Consider the following 14,367-nt stretch of genomic DNA (forward strand, 5'->3'; position numbering starts at 1 on the left):
GGGCGACTGTGAACCTTGGTTAGGTGGTGAATGTATCATGCTAGATCCAAACAAGTCCGAAGATTTGGAAGAAATAAAAACAGCTTTACGGGAAGACTTTTCAGATGACGTTCTAGGTATTAAGCGTGCGACAATGGCAGCAATTGCATACACGAAGGGGGCAATCGGCAACGATAAGCCCTCTTTTTATTCACAAAAAAATGAGATCGATGATTTGCTCAACTTAGCTATTTTGTTATTAGCAGATCACTATTACCATGCGGGTTCGGCAACAATCGAATCTCAAACGCAGAGCGGGTCGCTAAGAGAATACGATTTAGGGTTTAACTCAATTCTCTTACAATTAAAAGCTAGTTATTTAGTTTTTAAAGAAGGTGGAAGTATTGAGAAAAAGTAGAACAGGAAAATTAAATACAGTCGTTTATTTCTGGGAATATCAACCTAATAGTGGACCAGAACCAGGTGAAAAAGAGAAAAAAGTGTTGTATAGTACACGCGCAGAAATTTACGCTCCTTCAAGAAAAGATTTAGAAATTTTAAACGGTACTGGTACAAAAGAAGGTACAACTATTATCATTAGAGACCCTAGAGGAAAGTATATTCCAATAAATAATCATTTTGTTGAGATTAAAGATTACCGTTTATCTGGAAACTGGAATATTTTAGATGTAAGAAATGACATAGCTGAAAATAGATTCATTACGATCCTTTTAGGAATTACACGTGATGGTTAGAAGTGTAGAATTTCAAGGAATACAAGAAACGATACAAGCACTTGAACGCACGCTTGGGGAAAAGAAAATGCGAACGGTGACCAGAAAGGCCGTGAACACTGGTGCTGAAAAAGTCGAGAAGAATCTTCAAACAGACCTGCTCGTATTTAAAGATAAAGGATATACGATCGATGAAGTTGTAAGAAAAGATGCTACCTACAAAAGTCAAAAAGTAGAGGCTGAAATCGGTTGGAATGGGCCACACCAGCGATATCGACTTATTCACTTAAATGAGTGGGGGTATACGCGAAAAGGCAAACAAATCAAACCACGTGGATTTGGTGTAATTACTAAGTCACTGAAAAAATCAGAACCAATATACCTCAATGAAGTAGCACAGGAGGTTAAAAAAAGTTTATGAAAGATATGCTCAATATTATTTATGAATCTCTTTGTTCAAATGAATATATTCATTCTATGACTTACAACGAAGAAACAGAACAATATCGCATCAAATTCTATGAACAACCAGAAACAGCAGATAAGACAGGTGCTTTTATCACAATCAGACCTGTGGATGTGCCTAACGAAGCATATCACGGCAGTGACCAAGAACTGTCAATAGAGCATTTGATTCAAATAGATGTTGAATCGACTTATAGAACAACATGTAAGCAAATTCAGTATGAAATAAAAAAAGAAATGAAAAAACTGGGCTTTGGTCAAGTTTCTGGTCAAGGACTTGATGAGTATTTTACAGAAACGAAACGTTTTGTAGACGCACGTCGCTACGACGGAAATACAAAAATTTATGATACGAACTATTAAAAAATGGATAACAAGAACCAAGACACGAAAAATCGTGTCTTTTTTTGTTGTCAAAAATTAGGAGGAAAAATTTATGACTTTAGTAGGATTTAAAAAAATGACGATTGGTGTCTTTGATGAAAACGGGAAAATTCCAGTCGCTAATCAATTCGTAATTGAAGGTAAACAAGACAAAGGTGCTACTGTTTCAGCTGAGATTACTGGTTTATCAAAAGAGCCATCGAAAGTTTACGGTTCTGACATTGCTTATTACGTTTCTCAAAAAGGTACTGGGGATGTCAGTGTGAATTTTGGATTGTTAGATTTACCGGAAGAAGTAAACGATAAAATTTTAGGCTATGCAACAAATGAAAGCAAAATCAGCTTCTTGGGAAAAGACACAGAGCCTCCTTACTGCGCTGTTTTGTTAGAATCGTCAGATTTAAGTGGAGAATTAGCAATGCTTGCCGTGTTTAAGGGACGATTCAGTCGTGAGTCGATTAACTTAAATACTTTAACAAATGATGCCTTTGAACCAGATGCTGAAGAATATGTTTTTGCAGCTGTCGCTAGTGACGCTGATGGAGAAGCCAATGGCCAATCCGTAGCAAAATATATCGGAAAAGAAGAAGCTTCTATTGCAGAGTTGAAAGGGTTAGTTTTCCCAGCGGGGGAGTAACAAGCCCCATTGTTGGGACCGTTACTCCAACAACGGATGGGGCAACCGTCGCGCTTAGTTAAGAAAGGAGAACAATATGACACGTACATTTAGAATTCATAAAAAAGATGGAACAAAAATTGTAGAAGGAGAAAGCCCATTAGCGATTACAGGGATTTCTGCTGATACACAAGTAGCCGCAGGCGATTATTATGCTATAGCTATTGAAAATGAAGTAGAAAGCGCAAAGGTGGATGTTCCAGCCTTTAAAACGTTACCTATTTCTGTTACAGGAGTTTCTTTAGACAAAACAACAGCTACATTAGCACAAGGTGAAACGCTAAAATTAACTCCCACAGTAACTCCGACAAACGCAACTGATAAAACGGGAGCATGGAGCAGCTCAAATACAGCTGTTGCGACTGTTAGCGGTGGAACAGTGACAGTTAAAGCTGATGCACCTGCCGATGGTACAACAGACGTTACTTTTACAACGAATGATGGTGGGAAAATTGCTAAATGTACCGTCACTGTAACACCCAGTTAGCCCCGCGATAATACCTGATGTGTACACGATCGGTGAAAAATATATGTATGGTTCTTATGAAGGGAATATTAAACGTGCGCGGGTATACGTTAATGGGGTTGGCCAAGCAATTGGCGGAACATTTCTCAATGGTAAGTATGACTACTACATTAACGCGGGGATAACTGATGTAAACGACCTCGTTGAGATTGAGGGTTGGAACGAAAATAATGAAGTAATCGCGAGCAAAAAACGCGTTGAAATTAAATAGAAATCAGTAAAAGGTTAACTATTATTAGTTAGCCTTTTTATTTATGTAGGAGGAAAAATAATGGCGAAAGTACAACTAGTTTTAAAAAACAAAGAAGGCAAAAAAGAAGTTTTTGAAAATTTGGATACAACTGGGAAAGATTATCGAACGGCATTAGAAACAATTAAAAAATTAAATACTGAAGGAACAAAAATGTGGGATCAGCTCGAACATTATTTGACATTTGCTAAACAAATTTTTAGAGATGACAAATTGACTGACGATCAAATCTTAGACGGGTTACCTAGCGAAAAAACAATCGAAGTCTTGGATGACATTTTAGGACAAGTTATGGGAGTTGAAGAAAATCCCGATCCAGAAGCAAAAAAGTAACGCCTGAAGAAGCGGAAGAAATGTACTTAAATTTGTGCAGAGAGTTGGTAAAAGCCGGCTGGTCATTGTCAGATATTGAGAACAATTCAATTGAGATGATGGTGAAAATTGCTTGCACAGAACCTAAAAAAGAAAAAACAAAAGAAGTTGATTTGAAAGACTTTCTTAAATCTATATAGAAAGGAGGAAAACTATGGCAAAGGGAAAGCCGCTTGGCAACATGATTATCAAGCTAGATTTAGATAGCTCAGGGCTATCTAAAGGATTAACAGGAGCAAAAAATGCAGTCACTCACCAGACAAAAGCAATGCAAGCGCAAATGAAAGTGATGAGTGCGTCAGGGAATTCACTCGGAGTGCTTGAAGCTAAGTACAATGGTTTGGGGAGCGTGCTCCAATCCAATGAGCGCCAAGTCGAATTGCTAACAAAAGCTTACAAGGATAGTTTTGATGCAAATGGAAATGCTACGGCTTCAACTGTGAAATATGCTAATCAATTAAATCAGGCAACTGCGAAATCAGCTAGTTACGAAACTCAAATGAAAAATACTGTCGGGCAACTTGCTCGCATGAAGGTAGAAACAGAAGGAACCACTGGTTGGCTAAAAGCGGAGTCAGCTCAGTGGATAGAATCAGGAAAACGAATCGAGTCTTTTGGAAACAAGGTTTCTAGCGCTGGCACTGCTTTAACAGTTGGAGTGACAGCACCAATCGTTGCAGGAACTGCAGCAGTTACAACTGCTGCTATTTCTTGGGAAAGTGCCTTCGCAGGGGTGAATTCTTTGCCCTCCCTTATAGCGATGTAAGGGTAATTAAATCGAGCAAAAACGGTGAAGACTAAAGTTTTAGGATTTTTATTATACCAAAAACTATGTTAATACCGTGCTAACTTACTAGATTACGTAAGGCTAGTAAGTAGTGTAGAGCGTAGGAGCTGAATAAATATAATGCTCCCACGAGTGTTCGAGAGCTCATGCTTTGAGTTCAAAATGTACGCCGAACTTATAGGAAACTATAAGAAGTGAGGGATAAAAAGCCCACACGATAACAAAATTGAAAGAAAACTAACGATGAGGTTATAGATTCGAACGGAAACGTTGTTTATTCTTATAGCGATTTAGAAAGCGGTCTTCGAAAACTAGCAACTCAGCTGCCTGCCAGCCATCAAGAAATTGCTGGTGTAGCAGAAGCTGCCGGACAATTGGGTAAAATTTTATGCCCAGCTTCCAAGAAATTGGTCGCTTAAAACACTAACCAAAATCGGTGAAGGCTAAAGCAAAAAAATGGTATAATAAGAGAGTAGGATAGAGTAGCTCTCGAACAGGAAGTAACCCGCTTCCTTTCCTACGCTTTTTGGGTTGATTATCTGGGGAGGTAATTATTTTGAAAAGAAAAACACATGAAGAATTTATTGAAGAAGTTCGTGAAAAACAAGGAGAACGTTTTATAATTTTATCTGAATATATAGATGCAAAAACTAAAATATATTCTAGATGTTCTCATTGTGGTACGACAGAATATAAGAATCCGTGGGATATTTTGAAAGGTTCTTGCAAAAACTGCCATAGAGTAAAACTCTCTCAAGTACATTCGAAAACACATAAAGAATTTAAAAAAGAGGTCGAATATGGAGGAGGTTATTTGCTTTTATCTGAATACCGAAATTCAAAAGAAAAGGTAGAGATAAAACATTTGATTTGTGGACATAATTTTTTCATGACTCCAAGCAAGTTTTCTTATGGACAACGATGTCCCGATTGTATGAGACCAAATCACAATCGAACACATGAAGAATTTTTAAAACAATTTATGTTCGTAGCGAATGGGGAGTATGAAGTTTTGGGGGAATTTACTACTGTTGAAAAAAAGACGTTGATTAAACATAAAAAATGCGGTTGTGAGTACGAAGTTTCTCCACATAAATTTATAAATGGAAAAAGAAGATGTCCAAAGTGTGCCAATAATATAAAATTAACACAAAGAGAATTTGAAAAAAGAGTTAATCAAATTGACCCTGATTACAAAGTGCTTGGAAAATATGAATCTGTTAATAAAAAAGTATTATTAAAGCATAAAAAATGTGGGAACGCTTGGAAAACTAAACCTTCAAATTTTTACAATGGGAAACGTTGCCCAAAATGTAATGCTAGTAAAGGTGAACTAGCTATTGAAAAATATTTAATTGAGAATGATTACAGTTATGAAACTCAATACAAAATAAATCAATGCAAGTTAAAAAATCCTTTACCTTTCGACTTTGCAGTTTTTTCTAATAATAGTATCGTTCTTATAGAATTTCAAGGAGAACAACATTACAAAGAAAGAGATTTTTTTGGTGGAGAAACGGCTTTTAAAAAACAGAAACTGAGAGATAACATCAAATTAAAATACTGCCAAGACAATAGAATACCATTCATAGCAATTCCTTACTACGAAATAGAGAATATACCAAATATCTTAAAGGGCTTTTTATAAGTCTTTTTTTGCTAGGTTAATACCGAGGTAAGCGAGAGTATCACTCGCCACCGTAACGCATAGAGGTTGAGCGCTAAGAGAGCAAAAATACCTCCACGAGTGGTTAGCATCTGACCAAGTAAAGTTGAAGATGAATATGTATGCTGAACTTATGGGAAACCATAAGAAGCAGGGGATAAAAAGCCTTTGCGATAACAAAATTGATAAAAACGGAAAATGTTGTTAGCTTTACAAAAACAATGATCGACATGGGCGAATCGACAAATATGTCAGCCGAAACCGCGGCAACGTCATTAGCTCGATTGGCCAATATCACAAAATTACCACAGGATCAATTTAGTAATTTAGGTGCTTCTATCGTTGATTTGGGTAAAAATTGTTGCCCGGCTATCAAGAAATTGGTAGCATAAAACACTAACCAAAATCGGTGAAGGCTAAAGTCGTAATAAGACCATGCTAATACCGAGGTAAGCGAGAAAATCACTCGCCACCGTAGAGCGTAGAAGTTGAGCGTTAAGAGAGCGAAAATACTTCCACGAGTGGTTAGCACCTTAACTTGCTAAAAGAAAGGTGAATATGTACGCCGAACTTATGGGAAACCATAAGAAGTGAGGGATAAAAAGCCCGCACGATAACAAAAATTGAACAACTTTGCAACTACTGAATCAGAAATTACAGAGATGGCGCTTCGACTTGCAGGTGCAGGTAGTCAAATTGGTTTGAGCCAAGGAGATATTTTAGGATTGGCCGCAGCGCTTTCATCGGTTGGTATTGAAGCAGAGATGGGTAAGTAAGACTGCCCCGTTGCTGAGAAATCAGCAGTGTAAAATCGACAAAATCGGTAAAACACTCTTTAGTTTATATTAAAAGAGTCAATACCGAGGTAAATACAAGAACTAAAGAGCTTGTATCACCGTAGAGCATAGGAAATGAACCTATGCTTTTTGTTTACTCAAAAAGTATAGAATAAAATTTTCCCACGAGTGTCGATTACCCTAACGGGATAAGACGAGGGTAAAAATATATGCCGAACTTACTGGTGACAGTAAGAAGTAAAGGATAAAAAGCCTTTGCGATAACATAATTGGGTTCTGCTATATCTAAGGTCATGGTGAATATGCAGGTAGCTGCAAAAACCGGACTTGGCCAGATGGAAAACTTATCTGCTAAAACAGGAATGACTCGAAGAGAGCTAGAATTGATGTCTTCTAATAGTTCAAAAGACTTTAAAGCGCTAGCCAATTCAATTGGGATGACAACGTCTGAAATGACAGGAATCATGAAAGCTTCTAGCAACCTTGAAAATTTCGGTAAAATTGCCGGAATGTCAGCACAAGAGTTCAAAAAAGCATTTGAAGAAGATGCCATTGGCGCTATTGGTAAATTTGTTGAGGGTCTAGGTGGCGCAGAAGCGCAAGGAACGTCTGCGATTGAAATGCTTGATGAAATGGGCATTAGAGAAGTACGTTTGCGAGATAGCTTGTTGCGCGCAGGTAATGCCAGTGATTTGTTTAAAGATGCTGTGAGTCGTTCAAACAAAGCGTTTGGTGAAAATGTAGCTTTGACGGATGAAGCAAATAAACGTTATGAAACAACAGAATCTAAGCTGAAGCTGCTAAAAAACGAAGCAGTAAACGCAGCGATTGATCTGGGTGGACCTTTTGTGGATGCGTTGCGTGACGGATTAGAAGTTTCAAAACCGTTAATTAAAAATTTAGGTGATTTAGCAGAATCTTTTTCTTCATTAAGTGATGATCAACAAAGAAACATAATTAAATGGGTAGGAATAGTCGCTGCAATTGGTCCAACAACGAAAGTGTTAGGATTTACGACTAAGGTAATTGGGAAAACTAAGACAGCAGTTGGTAACTTAACTGGTAGTTTAGTCGATTTAGCAGCAAAAGCTGCTGAGAAAAAAGCAATGGAATCATTCTCTACAACAGTTGCTGCAGCGGGAACGACAGCTGTTAAAACAGCAGGTGCTAGCGGAGTAGGTGGTTTGACTACAGCGCTGGGTAAAACTGCAGGTGCAGCAACTACTGCTGCAGGTTCAAGCGGAATTGGAGCAGTCACGACTTCTTTAGGATTGTTGGGACCTGCATTGCTTGGGGTTGTTGGTGTAGGTGGTGCTTTAGCACTTGGCTATGGTGCTTGGAAAACCTTTGGAGAAGAAGCTTGGAATTCTTCCGAAAGGGTAAAACGTTGGGGATTAGATGTTGGACAAACAACAGACGAAACTTTAACAAAAATGCAAACTAATACTCAAAATGCATCTGGTGAGTTTACGTTATTAGAACAAGGAATTTCTACAAATACGGAATCCATTGTGACCAATTTTTCTAAAATGGGGCAATCCATTGAAGAAAATATGGTTAAAAAAATTGAGAATTTAAAAGAAATTGTTAACTCATTGCCAGAAGATGTTAAAAATGCTGGAGACGAATTAACTCAAGAAGAAATTAACAATCAAGAAGAATATCTTGAAATAGTTAAGACGAATAATGAGAAAATTCAAAGTATTCGTGAACAAGCGTCCAACAGTCACCGAGAATTAACTTATAACGACACAATACGTATTAAGGCTTTAGCAGAAGAATCAGCAACTGCTTATGTAGAATCGTTAGGAAAAGGGCAAAAAGAGACTCAGGAAATTCTTAAGGCGATGACTGGTGATGTTACGCAGGCAACAAAGGACCAAGCAACTGAATGGTTACAATCTCTTGGCGAACAGCGGCAACAATCAAAAATTGAATACTCCAAAATGCAAGAAGACATGAAAAACAAGTTGGTTGATGCTGGCTATGAATTAAATAGTAGTTATGCTAAAAAAATGCTGAATTTACTTGAAACTAGCAGTAATTCAGCTAACCAAATTACTGAAGATCAAATGGCAACGATACTAGGTAAATACCCAGAGTTAGCAGATGAAGTATTTTTAGCTAATGGGCAATTGATTTCCTCAATGGGTGACGCTGCACAATCAGCAGTAAGCCAAAATAAAAAGATGATGGAAACTATGGGTGACTTTTCTAGAGCAGCTGCTAAAACAGCAGAAGAAAATCAAGAAAAAATTAAGTTAACTTTAGATGAAGCAAATGAATTTGGAGAGTTTTGGAATGGATTAGTTCTTGATAAAAAAACAGGTGAAGTTAAAACAAATGCTCAAGAAGCTGTAAACGAAGCTGCTGAATCAGAGGCTGGTTGGAATCAGTTGATGTGGCTTAGTAAAGATGCTGATGTATCATCGAATGTTAAAATGATGATTGCTGAAGCTGCAATTGCTAATGGCAAATGGGATAGCCTTACATTCACTGAACAACAAGCTATGCTTGATAGTAATGTGACAAAAGTAATGACTCAAGCCCTACAAGTTAATGGTAAATGGGATGAGCTTACTTTCGAACAAAAGAAAGCTGTTCTATATTCGAATACACCAGAAGTTATGGCGGAAACACTGTTTAATCTCGGCCTTTGGAATGACTATAAAACCGAGATTAAAGATTTAAATGCAGACAATTATGAGTTTCTACAAACTCTCTCTAAATCAGAGGAAAAAATAAAAATCTGGAATGAAACTTCACCAGAGATTAAAGAGCTATATGCGAAGAATTCGGATTTTCTAAATAAAATATTCTCTTCTGAAGAAAGTTTAAAACGCTGGAACGAAATTCCAGATTCAGAGAAAAAGTTACTTGCAAATAATCTTGATTTTTTGACGAAGATTACTACTTCGAAAGAGTCATTAAATAAGTGGAATGAATTGCCAACAGATCAAAAGAATATGCTTGCTGACAATTCAGACTTGTTGAATAAAATTTTCACTTCGAAAGAATCTTTCGAAGCTTGGAAAAAATTACCTGATCCAGTCAAACAAATGCTAGGCAATAACGAAGATATTTTAGCTAAAGTCAGAGATGGAACAATTAGTGTGGAAGAATACAACAAAAATGTACTTCCGTTGCTAAAAAAAATCTTAGGTGACAACGCTAGTGTGACGGGTGCGGTGAGCGATGCTACAGAAGTAATCAACACCTATAACGAAAAAGTTAATCCCATTGAGAAGATTCTGAATGCAGTAAGTAACGCCTCAGGGCTTTCTGTAGATATAAATAACCTTAAAGATTCTTGGGATAAACTTCCGAGAGAAGACTTTAAGAAGTTAACAGTAGAGTCTGTGTTCAAAGGCAATAACCCACTTGGAAATGCAAAAGGAACAAATTTCCACCCCGGCGGACCCGCAATGGTCAACGACCAGAAAGGATCTATGTACGAAGAACTCGTGCAACTACCTAGTGGAAATTCATTTATTCCAAAAGGGCGAAATGTTGTTCTTGATTTGCCAAGAGGTTCAAAAGTTTTAAAAGCTTCACGAACTAAAAAGCTCTTTTCAAGATACGCTGATGGGATCGGTAATATTTCTACAGTATCAACAATTCCAAACTTTGCACCACTAGTTATTGCGATAAATGAATTAACTGCAGTATTAAGACAACAAACAGGTGTAGGAATCACGACTGAAGAATCAGTTGCACCAAAAACAAGTGCAGCTACAGATATTCAATCGATCACACCTGAACAGTTAGAAGAAAAAACACCTGAGTTTGCTTTAATTGGCTCTGAGTGGTTGACTAATCTTTCTGACGGATGGAACTCTGTTGTTCCTACTTACATGAGTAATGAAAAACTCTTTATCAATCAATACTCAACTGCATTAAAAATACAAAATACACCGAATTATTTGCAAGGACTTGCTTGGAATCGCAATTTAATGAACGGTTGGAATAGCCTGACGGGGTCATTTATTAGCGTAATCAATTCATTCTGTAATCAAGCAATGACGACATTACGCAGTTACAATTCACCAATGTATGGCAATGGTCGTGCTTGGCAACAAAACAACTTAAACGGTTGGAACTCGTTGTATGGGTCTTTTATTGCAAGAGTGAATCAACTAGGAAATGACTCAGTTAATAATTTGCGCTCAAAATCTGGTGGTTATTATAATGCTGGATCATTCTTGATGCAGTCATTGATAAATGGCGTTAACTCGATGGGTAGTTCTTTGAATGCAACGATGAACGGTGTAGCCAACAAAATGGTTGGCGGCATTGGTAAAGGTGTCAACGGTGTGATTTCTGGTGTCAATTATGTATTGAAAGAAGTAGAGTCTAGCAAATCAATCGGAACTTGGACAGTTCCGCAATACGCAAAAGGGACAGAGGCTCACCCCGGCGGACTAGCTATGATTAACGATCAAAAAGGCCCTGTTCATGAAGAGTACGTTCAAATGCCTGACGGAAAAGGATTCATTGCAAAAGGAAGAGACTTATTAGTTAATTTGCCAAAAGGAGCACAAGTTTTAAATGCGTCATTAACGAAAAAACTAAAAAGTCGTTTAGACGTTCCAAGATATGAAAATGGTATCGGTAATTTTGATATTGTGGATTTGTTAGATGATGAAAAAGCAATGCAAAAATTCCTGAATAGTAAAGTGAAGTATGACGGTATCGGCGAGCCGTGGTTGGATATGACAAAATCTGGTGTCAAGTTGATGTCTCAATCAGCTAATACTATGCTTCAATCAAAATTGAGTGAATTTTTCACACATGGAAGTTTTGATGGCAGCATGAATGGAAATGGTGTCTATCAGTATTTAGTTGATGTTGCACAAAAAGTGATGTCGAAATTCCCTGGTATGACTATCACATCTGGGTATCGTCCTGGAGACGCCTACTATCATGGAAAACACCAAGCAATTGATATTGCATTACCAGGAGTAACAGGTGGTAGTCCGATTTATACACAAGCTGCCAATTATGCGTTTGAAAAGTTCCCTTCAAAAATCGCTTATGTAATCACGAACGGAAAAGTTCGAGATCGCATGGGACTTTCTGGAACAGGAGCAAGCGGAAATTGGGTAAATTGGCCTGATGGAGATCACTTTGATCATGTCCATTTGAACGGTTCGATGGGTTCTGGAAATATTTTTAATGCTGGTTCTGGCGGTGGTGGTGTTGAAAAATGGCGATCACTAGCCACTAAGGCATTAAAGATGGAAAATCAGTACAGTACTGCAAATCTGAATGCGTTGCTTTACCAAATGCAAACGGAGTCCAACGGAGATCCAAGAGCGATTAACCTTTGGGATGACAATGCGAAGCGAGGAACGCCGTCAAAAGGATTGATGCAAGTAATTGATCCAACATTTAGAAGCAACGCTCGTGCTGGATTCGATAAAGATATTTTTGATCCAATCAGTAATATTCTTGCTGCAATTCGTTACACGAAGAGCACTTATGGTAGTTTGTTGGCTGGCTGGAAAGGTGTTGGTTATGAGAACGGTGGATGGATAACTCAGGATGGACTTTATAGAGGTGGCGAAAAAAATAAACCAGAAATGGTAGTGCCTATGACCAAAAAAACTAGAGCGATTGAGTTGATAGGAGAAGCACTCGCTTTTCTGTCTGGAAACAAGAACGGTAGTACGAAAGATTCGGCAAAATCAGATAACTCAGAAGAACTGTTATTACTCATTAAGCAGCAGCAACGACAACACAATGAATTGATGATGATTCTTAAAGCGATTCTTGGGAAAGATTCTGGTATTAAAAAGTCAGACATTGGTAAGGCTGCAAATGATTTTTTGGGTTCTGACTGGAGCAAGCTTCAATATACGGCAGGGAGGTGAAAGATAATTGTTTTATAAACTTCTTTTTGTTCAAGATAGTGTCAGTTTTGACCCTCAAAAGAAAGATAAAATTATTTGTAAGGAAATTAAGCGGCAAGCACCTGTTTATGAAGTGTCCTACGCTGACTTTGAAGGAGTGAACGGGAGTAGAGAGGTGAGCGCTTCTTTTCGTCCGTTTGATCTGTCACTAACGTTTGATATTTTTTATCGAAATGAATACGAAAAAACATTGATGGTTACAGAATTACAGCAAATGATTTTTGTAGGGTATCAATACTATATTATTCATGAACTCGAACCAGGAAAAAGGTTTAAAGTAAATCCTACAAATTTTGAGTTTTTAGAAGAGGAAAATGATTATTCAACAATTGAAATCACGTTCACTGTTGTGGATGGTTACTCAGAAGCTGTTTCAACAACACTAAGTAACTTTGATTTACTAGATGAATGGCAGTTTTCGCAAAACTTAGAGTCATTAGATTATGAGTATTCGTTTGAGAAGAGCAGATTTAGCATTTTTAATGCAGGAGATTTTGTGATAGATCCTAGAAACACAGATATGAAAATTCTAATAGAAGGTGAATCGGAAGGAAATTTAACCGTATTTAATCGAACGACAGGTGATAGATTTGTTTATTATCCTGCGTTGTCTACAGCAAGAGGACAGACATTGACGATTGAAGGTGTTTATCCCAAATTGAATGGTGTGGCTCGTGGTATAGACACAAATCACGGTTTAATAACTCTGTCTGAAGGGATAAACGAAATTGAAATTCAAAATATTACACGTGTGAAGTCGTCATGGGATTTCCGTTTTTTGTATAGGTAGGTGATAATTTGAATGATTTAATTATTTGCAACTATGAGCAAACAAAAGAAGAAATCCTTGTCGATTACGACAAGGATTCTTTTTACGAAAATTGGCAACAAAATGAAACTTGGGAAATTAGTTTTTCTGTTAAAAGAAGCGAAAAAAACTCAGAAACATTCGATTTAATCACATTCGAATCTTTAGTGATTTTTGGTGGACAAAAGTTTGTGATAAAAGGAATGTCAGAAGATGCGAGTGGACCACTAGTTGTTAAAAGTGTCACAGCAACTCATATTTACTACACGGTGCAAGATGGATATCAATATGATCAAATAAGTGGTAAAAAATCGATTACTCAGCTGCTAGAACATGTATTTAAGACAAATAACAAAGGGTTCACTTGGGAAGTGATTGATCCAAATAAAAAATTCTTAACAGTTGAACAAGAAAACTTTGGCGATGGAAATTATTTAAAACTCATTGATGAAATTCTGTCAGATTATAATGCAGTAGTTATTCCGGACAATAAACATTTAATTTTTTATCCAACAACAGAGTATGGCGAGAAAATTGAGGAACAAATTCGATATAAATACAATACAGATGAAGTTTCATTTGAAATTGATACCTACTCTTTAAAAACACAAATAAAGGGATTCGGGAAGAAAAAAGAAGATGAAACCTACTACTTCACTCCGATAACATACACAAGTCCAGAATCAGAAAAATGGGGTATTCGTATCCAAGATCCAGTTGAAGATGAACGTTACACTGTTTCAGCTAATATGATGGAACGACTAAAAAACGATTTACAAGACTATCCTTCAGTTTCAGGGACAGTGATTCTTAAGTGGAAAATTAGTCCGAAAAAAGGTGACTTTGTTCCATTTATTTATGAACCGCTGAATATCAATACTTATATTCAGGTGGTTGGGATTAAAACGTTTCCTGCGCTACCTAACAAACCGCCCGAGATTGTATTAAGTAATACGAAAAAAACGATGACTGCTATTCTGGCCAATTTAACTAAGAAAGGACTGATGTGAC

Annotated in this window: 16 protein-coding genes; all 16 read left to right on the forward strand. The window is 37.2% G+C overall.

What is annotated here, in order from left to right; translation table 11 throughout:
* Positions 1 to 37: 37 nt before the first annotated feature.
* The 16 genes from AB3I20_RS04120 (at position 38) to AB3I20_RS04195 (ending at position 14,366) form a co-directional block, all read left to right on the forward strand.
* The gene (locus AB3I20_RS04120; protein WP_368026994.1) at positions 38 to 397 is read left to right on the forward strand and encodes a head-tail connector protein; all 360 of its coding nucleotides are present in this window, start codon (positions 38 to 40) and stop codon (positions 395 to 397) included.
* Positions 384 to 734, forward strand: coding sequence for a phage head-tail adapter protein (locus AB3I20_RS04125; RefSeq protein ID WP_368026995.1), 351 nt, complete (start codon positions 384 to 386; stop codon positions 732 to 734). The genes AB3I20_RS04120 and AB3I20_RS04125 overlap by 14 nt, the downstream gene beginning before the upstream one ends.
* Positions 727 to 1,134 (forward strand): hypothetical protein, encoded by a 408-nt coding sequence (locus AB3I20_RS04130; protein WP_368026996.1) that lies wholly within the window; start codon positions 727 to 729, stop codon positions 1,132 to 1,134. The genes AB3I20_RS04125 and AB3I20_RS04130 overlap by 8 nt, the downstream gene beginning before the upstream one ends.
* Complete coding sequence (locus tag AB3I20_RS04135) at positions 1,131 to 1,541, forward strand: hypothetical protein (RefSeq protein ID WP_368026997.1); 411 nt, start codon at positions 1,131 to 1,133, stop codon at positions 1,539 to 1,541. Before AB3I20_RS04130 ends, AB3I20_RS04135 begins: the two co-directional genes overlap by 4 nt.
* 73 nt (positions 1,542 to 1,614) lie before the next feature.
* Complete coding sequence (locus AB3I20_RS04140; RefSeq protein WP_368026998.1) at positions 1,615 to 2,199, forward strand: major tail protein; 585 nt, start codon at positions 1,615 to 1,617, stop codon at positions 2,197 to 2,199.
* Between the two features lie 76 nt (positions 2,200 to 2,275).
* On the forward strand, positions 2,276 to 2,725 hold the full coding sequence (locus AB3I20_RS04145; protein WP_368026999.1) for an Ig domain-containing protein: 450 nt from the start codon (positions 2,276 to 2,278) through the stop codon (positions 2,723 to 2,725).
* 19 nt (positions 2,726 to 2,744) lie between these two features.
* The gene (locus AB3I20_RS04150; protein WP_368027000.1) at positions 2,745 to 2,975 is read left to right on the forward strand and encodes an immunoglobulin-like domain-containing protein; all 231 of its coding nucleotides are present in this window, start codon (positions 2,745 to 2,747) and stop codon (positions 2,973 to 2,975) included.
* Between the two features lie 60 nt (positions 2,976 to 3,035).
* Positions 3,036 to 3,347 carry a hypothetical protein gene (locus tag AB3I20_RS04155; RefSeq protein WP_067481066.1) on the forward strand — a complete coding sequence of 104 codons (312 nt, stop codon included), beginning with the start codon at positions 3,036 to 3,038 and terminating at the stop codon, positions 3,345 to 3,347.
* A gap of 20 nt (positions 3,348 to 3,367) precedes the next feature.
* Positions 3,368 to 3,526, forward strand: coding sequence for a hypothetical protein (locus tag AB3I20_RS04160; protein ID WP_368027001.1), 159 nt, complete (start codon positions 3,368 to 3,370; stop codon positions 3,524 to 3,526).
* Positions 3,527 to 3,540: 14 nt separating this feature from the next.
* Positions 3,541 to 4,152 (forward strand): hypothetical protein, encoded by a 612-nt coding sequence (locus AB3I20_RS04165; protein ID WP_368027002.1) that lies wholly within the window; start codon positions 3,541 to 3,543, stop codon positions 4,150 to 4,152.
* 577 nt (positions 4,153 to 4,729) lie between these two features.
* Positions 4,730 to 5,821, forward strand: a complete 1,092-nt coding sequence (locus tag AB3I20_RS04170) for a hypothetical protein (protein ID WP_368027003.1) — start codon at positions 4,730 to 4,732, stop codon at positions 5,819 to 5,821.
* 200 nt (positions 5,822 to 6,021) lie between these two features.
* Positions 6,022 to 6,231, forward strand: a complete 210-nt coding sequence (locus AB3I20_RS04175; RefSeq protein ID WP_368027004.1) for a phage tail tape measure protein — start codon at positions 6,022 to 6,024, stop codon at positions 6,229 to 6,231.
* A gap of 231 nt (positions 6,232 to 6,462) precedes the next feature.
* Positions 6,463 to 6,615, forward strand: a complete 153-nt coding sequence (locus AB3I20_RS04180; protein ID WP_284591186.1) for a hypothetical protein — start codon at positions 6,463 to 6,465, stop codon at positions 6,613 to 6,615.
* A 323-nt stretch (positions 6,616 to 6,938) separates the two neighbouring features.
* Entirely contained in the window at positions 6,939 to 12,509 is a 5,571-nt protein-coding gene (locus tag AB3I20_RS04185) for a phage tail tape measure protein (protein WP_368027005.1), read from the forward strand.
* Between the two features lie 7 nt (positions 12,510 to 12,516).
* On the forward strand, positions 12,517 to 13,338 hold the full coding sequence (locus tag AB3I20_RS04190) for a phage tail domain-containing protein (RefSeq protein WP_368027006.1): 822 nt from the start codon (positions 12,517 to 12,519) through the stop codon (positions 13,336 to 13,338).
* A gap of 8 nt (positions 13,339 to 13,346) precedes the next feature.
* Positions 13,347 to 14,366, forward strand: a complete 1,020-nt coding sequence (locus AB3I20_RS04195) for a phage tail protein (RefSeq protein WP_368027007.1) — start codon at positions 13,347 to 13,349, stop codon at positions 14,364 to 14,366.
* Position 14,367 lies beyond the last annotated feature (1 nt).

This window comes from Enterococcus sp. C50 (genome assembly GCF_040887505.1).
GTDB lineage: Bacteria > Bacillota > Bacilli > Lactobacillales > Enterococcaceae > Enterococcus_B > Enterococcus_B thailandicus.

Excerpts from the sequence above, each read along its gene's own strand:
- AB3I20_RS04120 (WP_368026994.1), top strand. The coding sequence starts at position 38 with ATGCTAGATCCAAACAAGTCCGAAGATTTGGAAGAAATAAAAACAGCT.
- AB3I20_RS04130 (WP_368026996.1), top strand. The coding sequence starts at position 727 with ATGGTTAGAAGTGTAGAATTTCAAGGAATACAAGAAACGATACAAGCA.
- AB3I20_RS04135 (WP_368026997.1), top strand. The coding sequence starts at position 1,131 with ATGAAAGATATGCTCAATATTATTTATGAATCTCTTTGTTCAAATGAA.
- AB3I20_RS04140 (WP_368026998.1), top strand. The coding sequence starts at position 1,615 with ATGACTTTAGTAGGATTTAAAAAAATGACGATTGGTGTCTTTGATGAA.
- AB3I20_RS04145 (WP_368026999.1), top strand. The coding sequence starts at position 2,276 with ATGACACGTACATTTAGAATTCATAAAAAAGATGGAACAAAAATTGTA.
- AB3I20_RS04155 (WP_067481066.1), top strand. The coding sequence starts at position 3,036 with ATGGCGAAAGTACAACTAGTTTTAAAAAACAAAGAAGGCAAAAAAGAA.
- AB3I20_RS04160 (WP_368027001.1), top strand. The coding sequence starts at position 3,368 with ATGTACTTAAATTTGTGCAGAGAGTTGGTAAAAGCCGGCTGGTCATTG.
- AB3I20_RS04165 (WP_368027002.1), top strand. The coding sequence starts at position 3,541 with ATGGCAAAGGGAAAGCCGCTTGGCAACATGATTATCAAGCTAGATTTA.
- AB3I20_RS04185 (WP_368027005.1), top strand. The coding sequence starts at position 6,939 with ATGCAGGTAGCTGCAAAAACCGGACTTGGCCAGATGGAAAACTTATCT.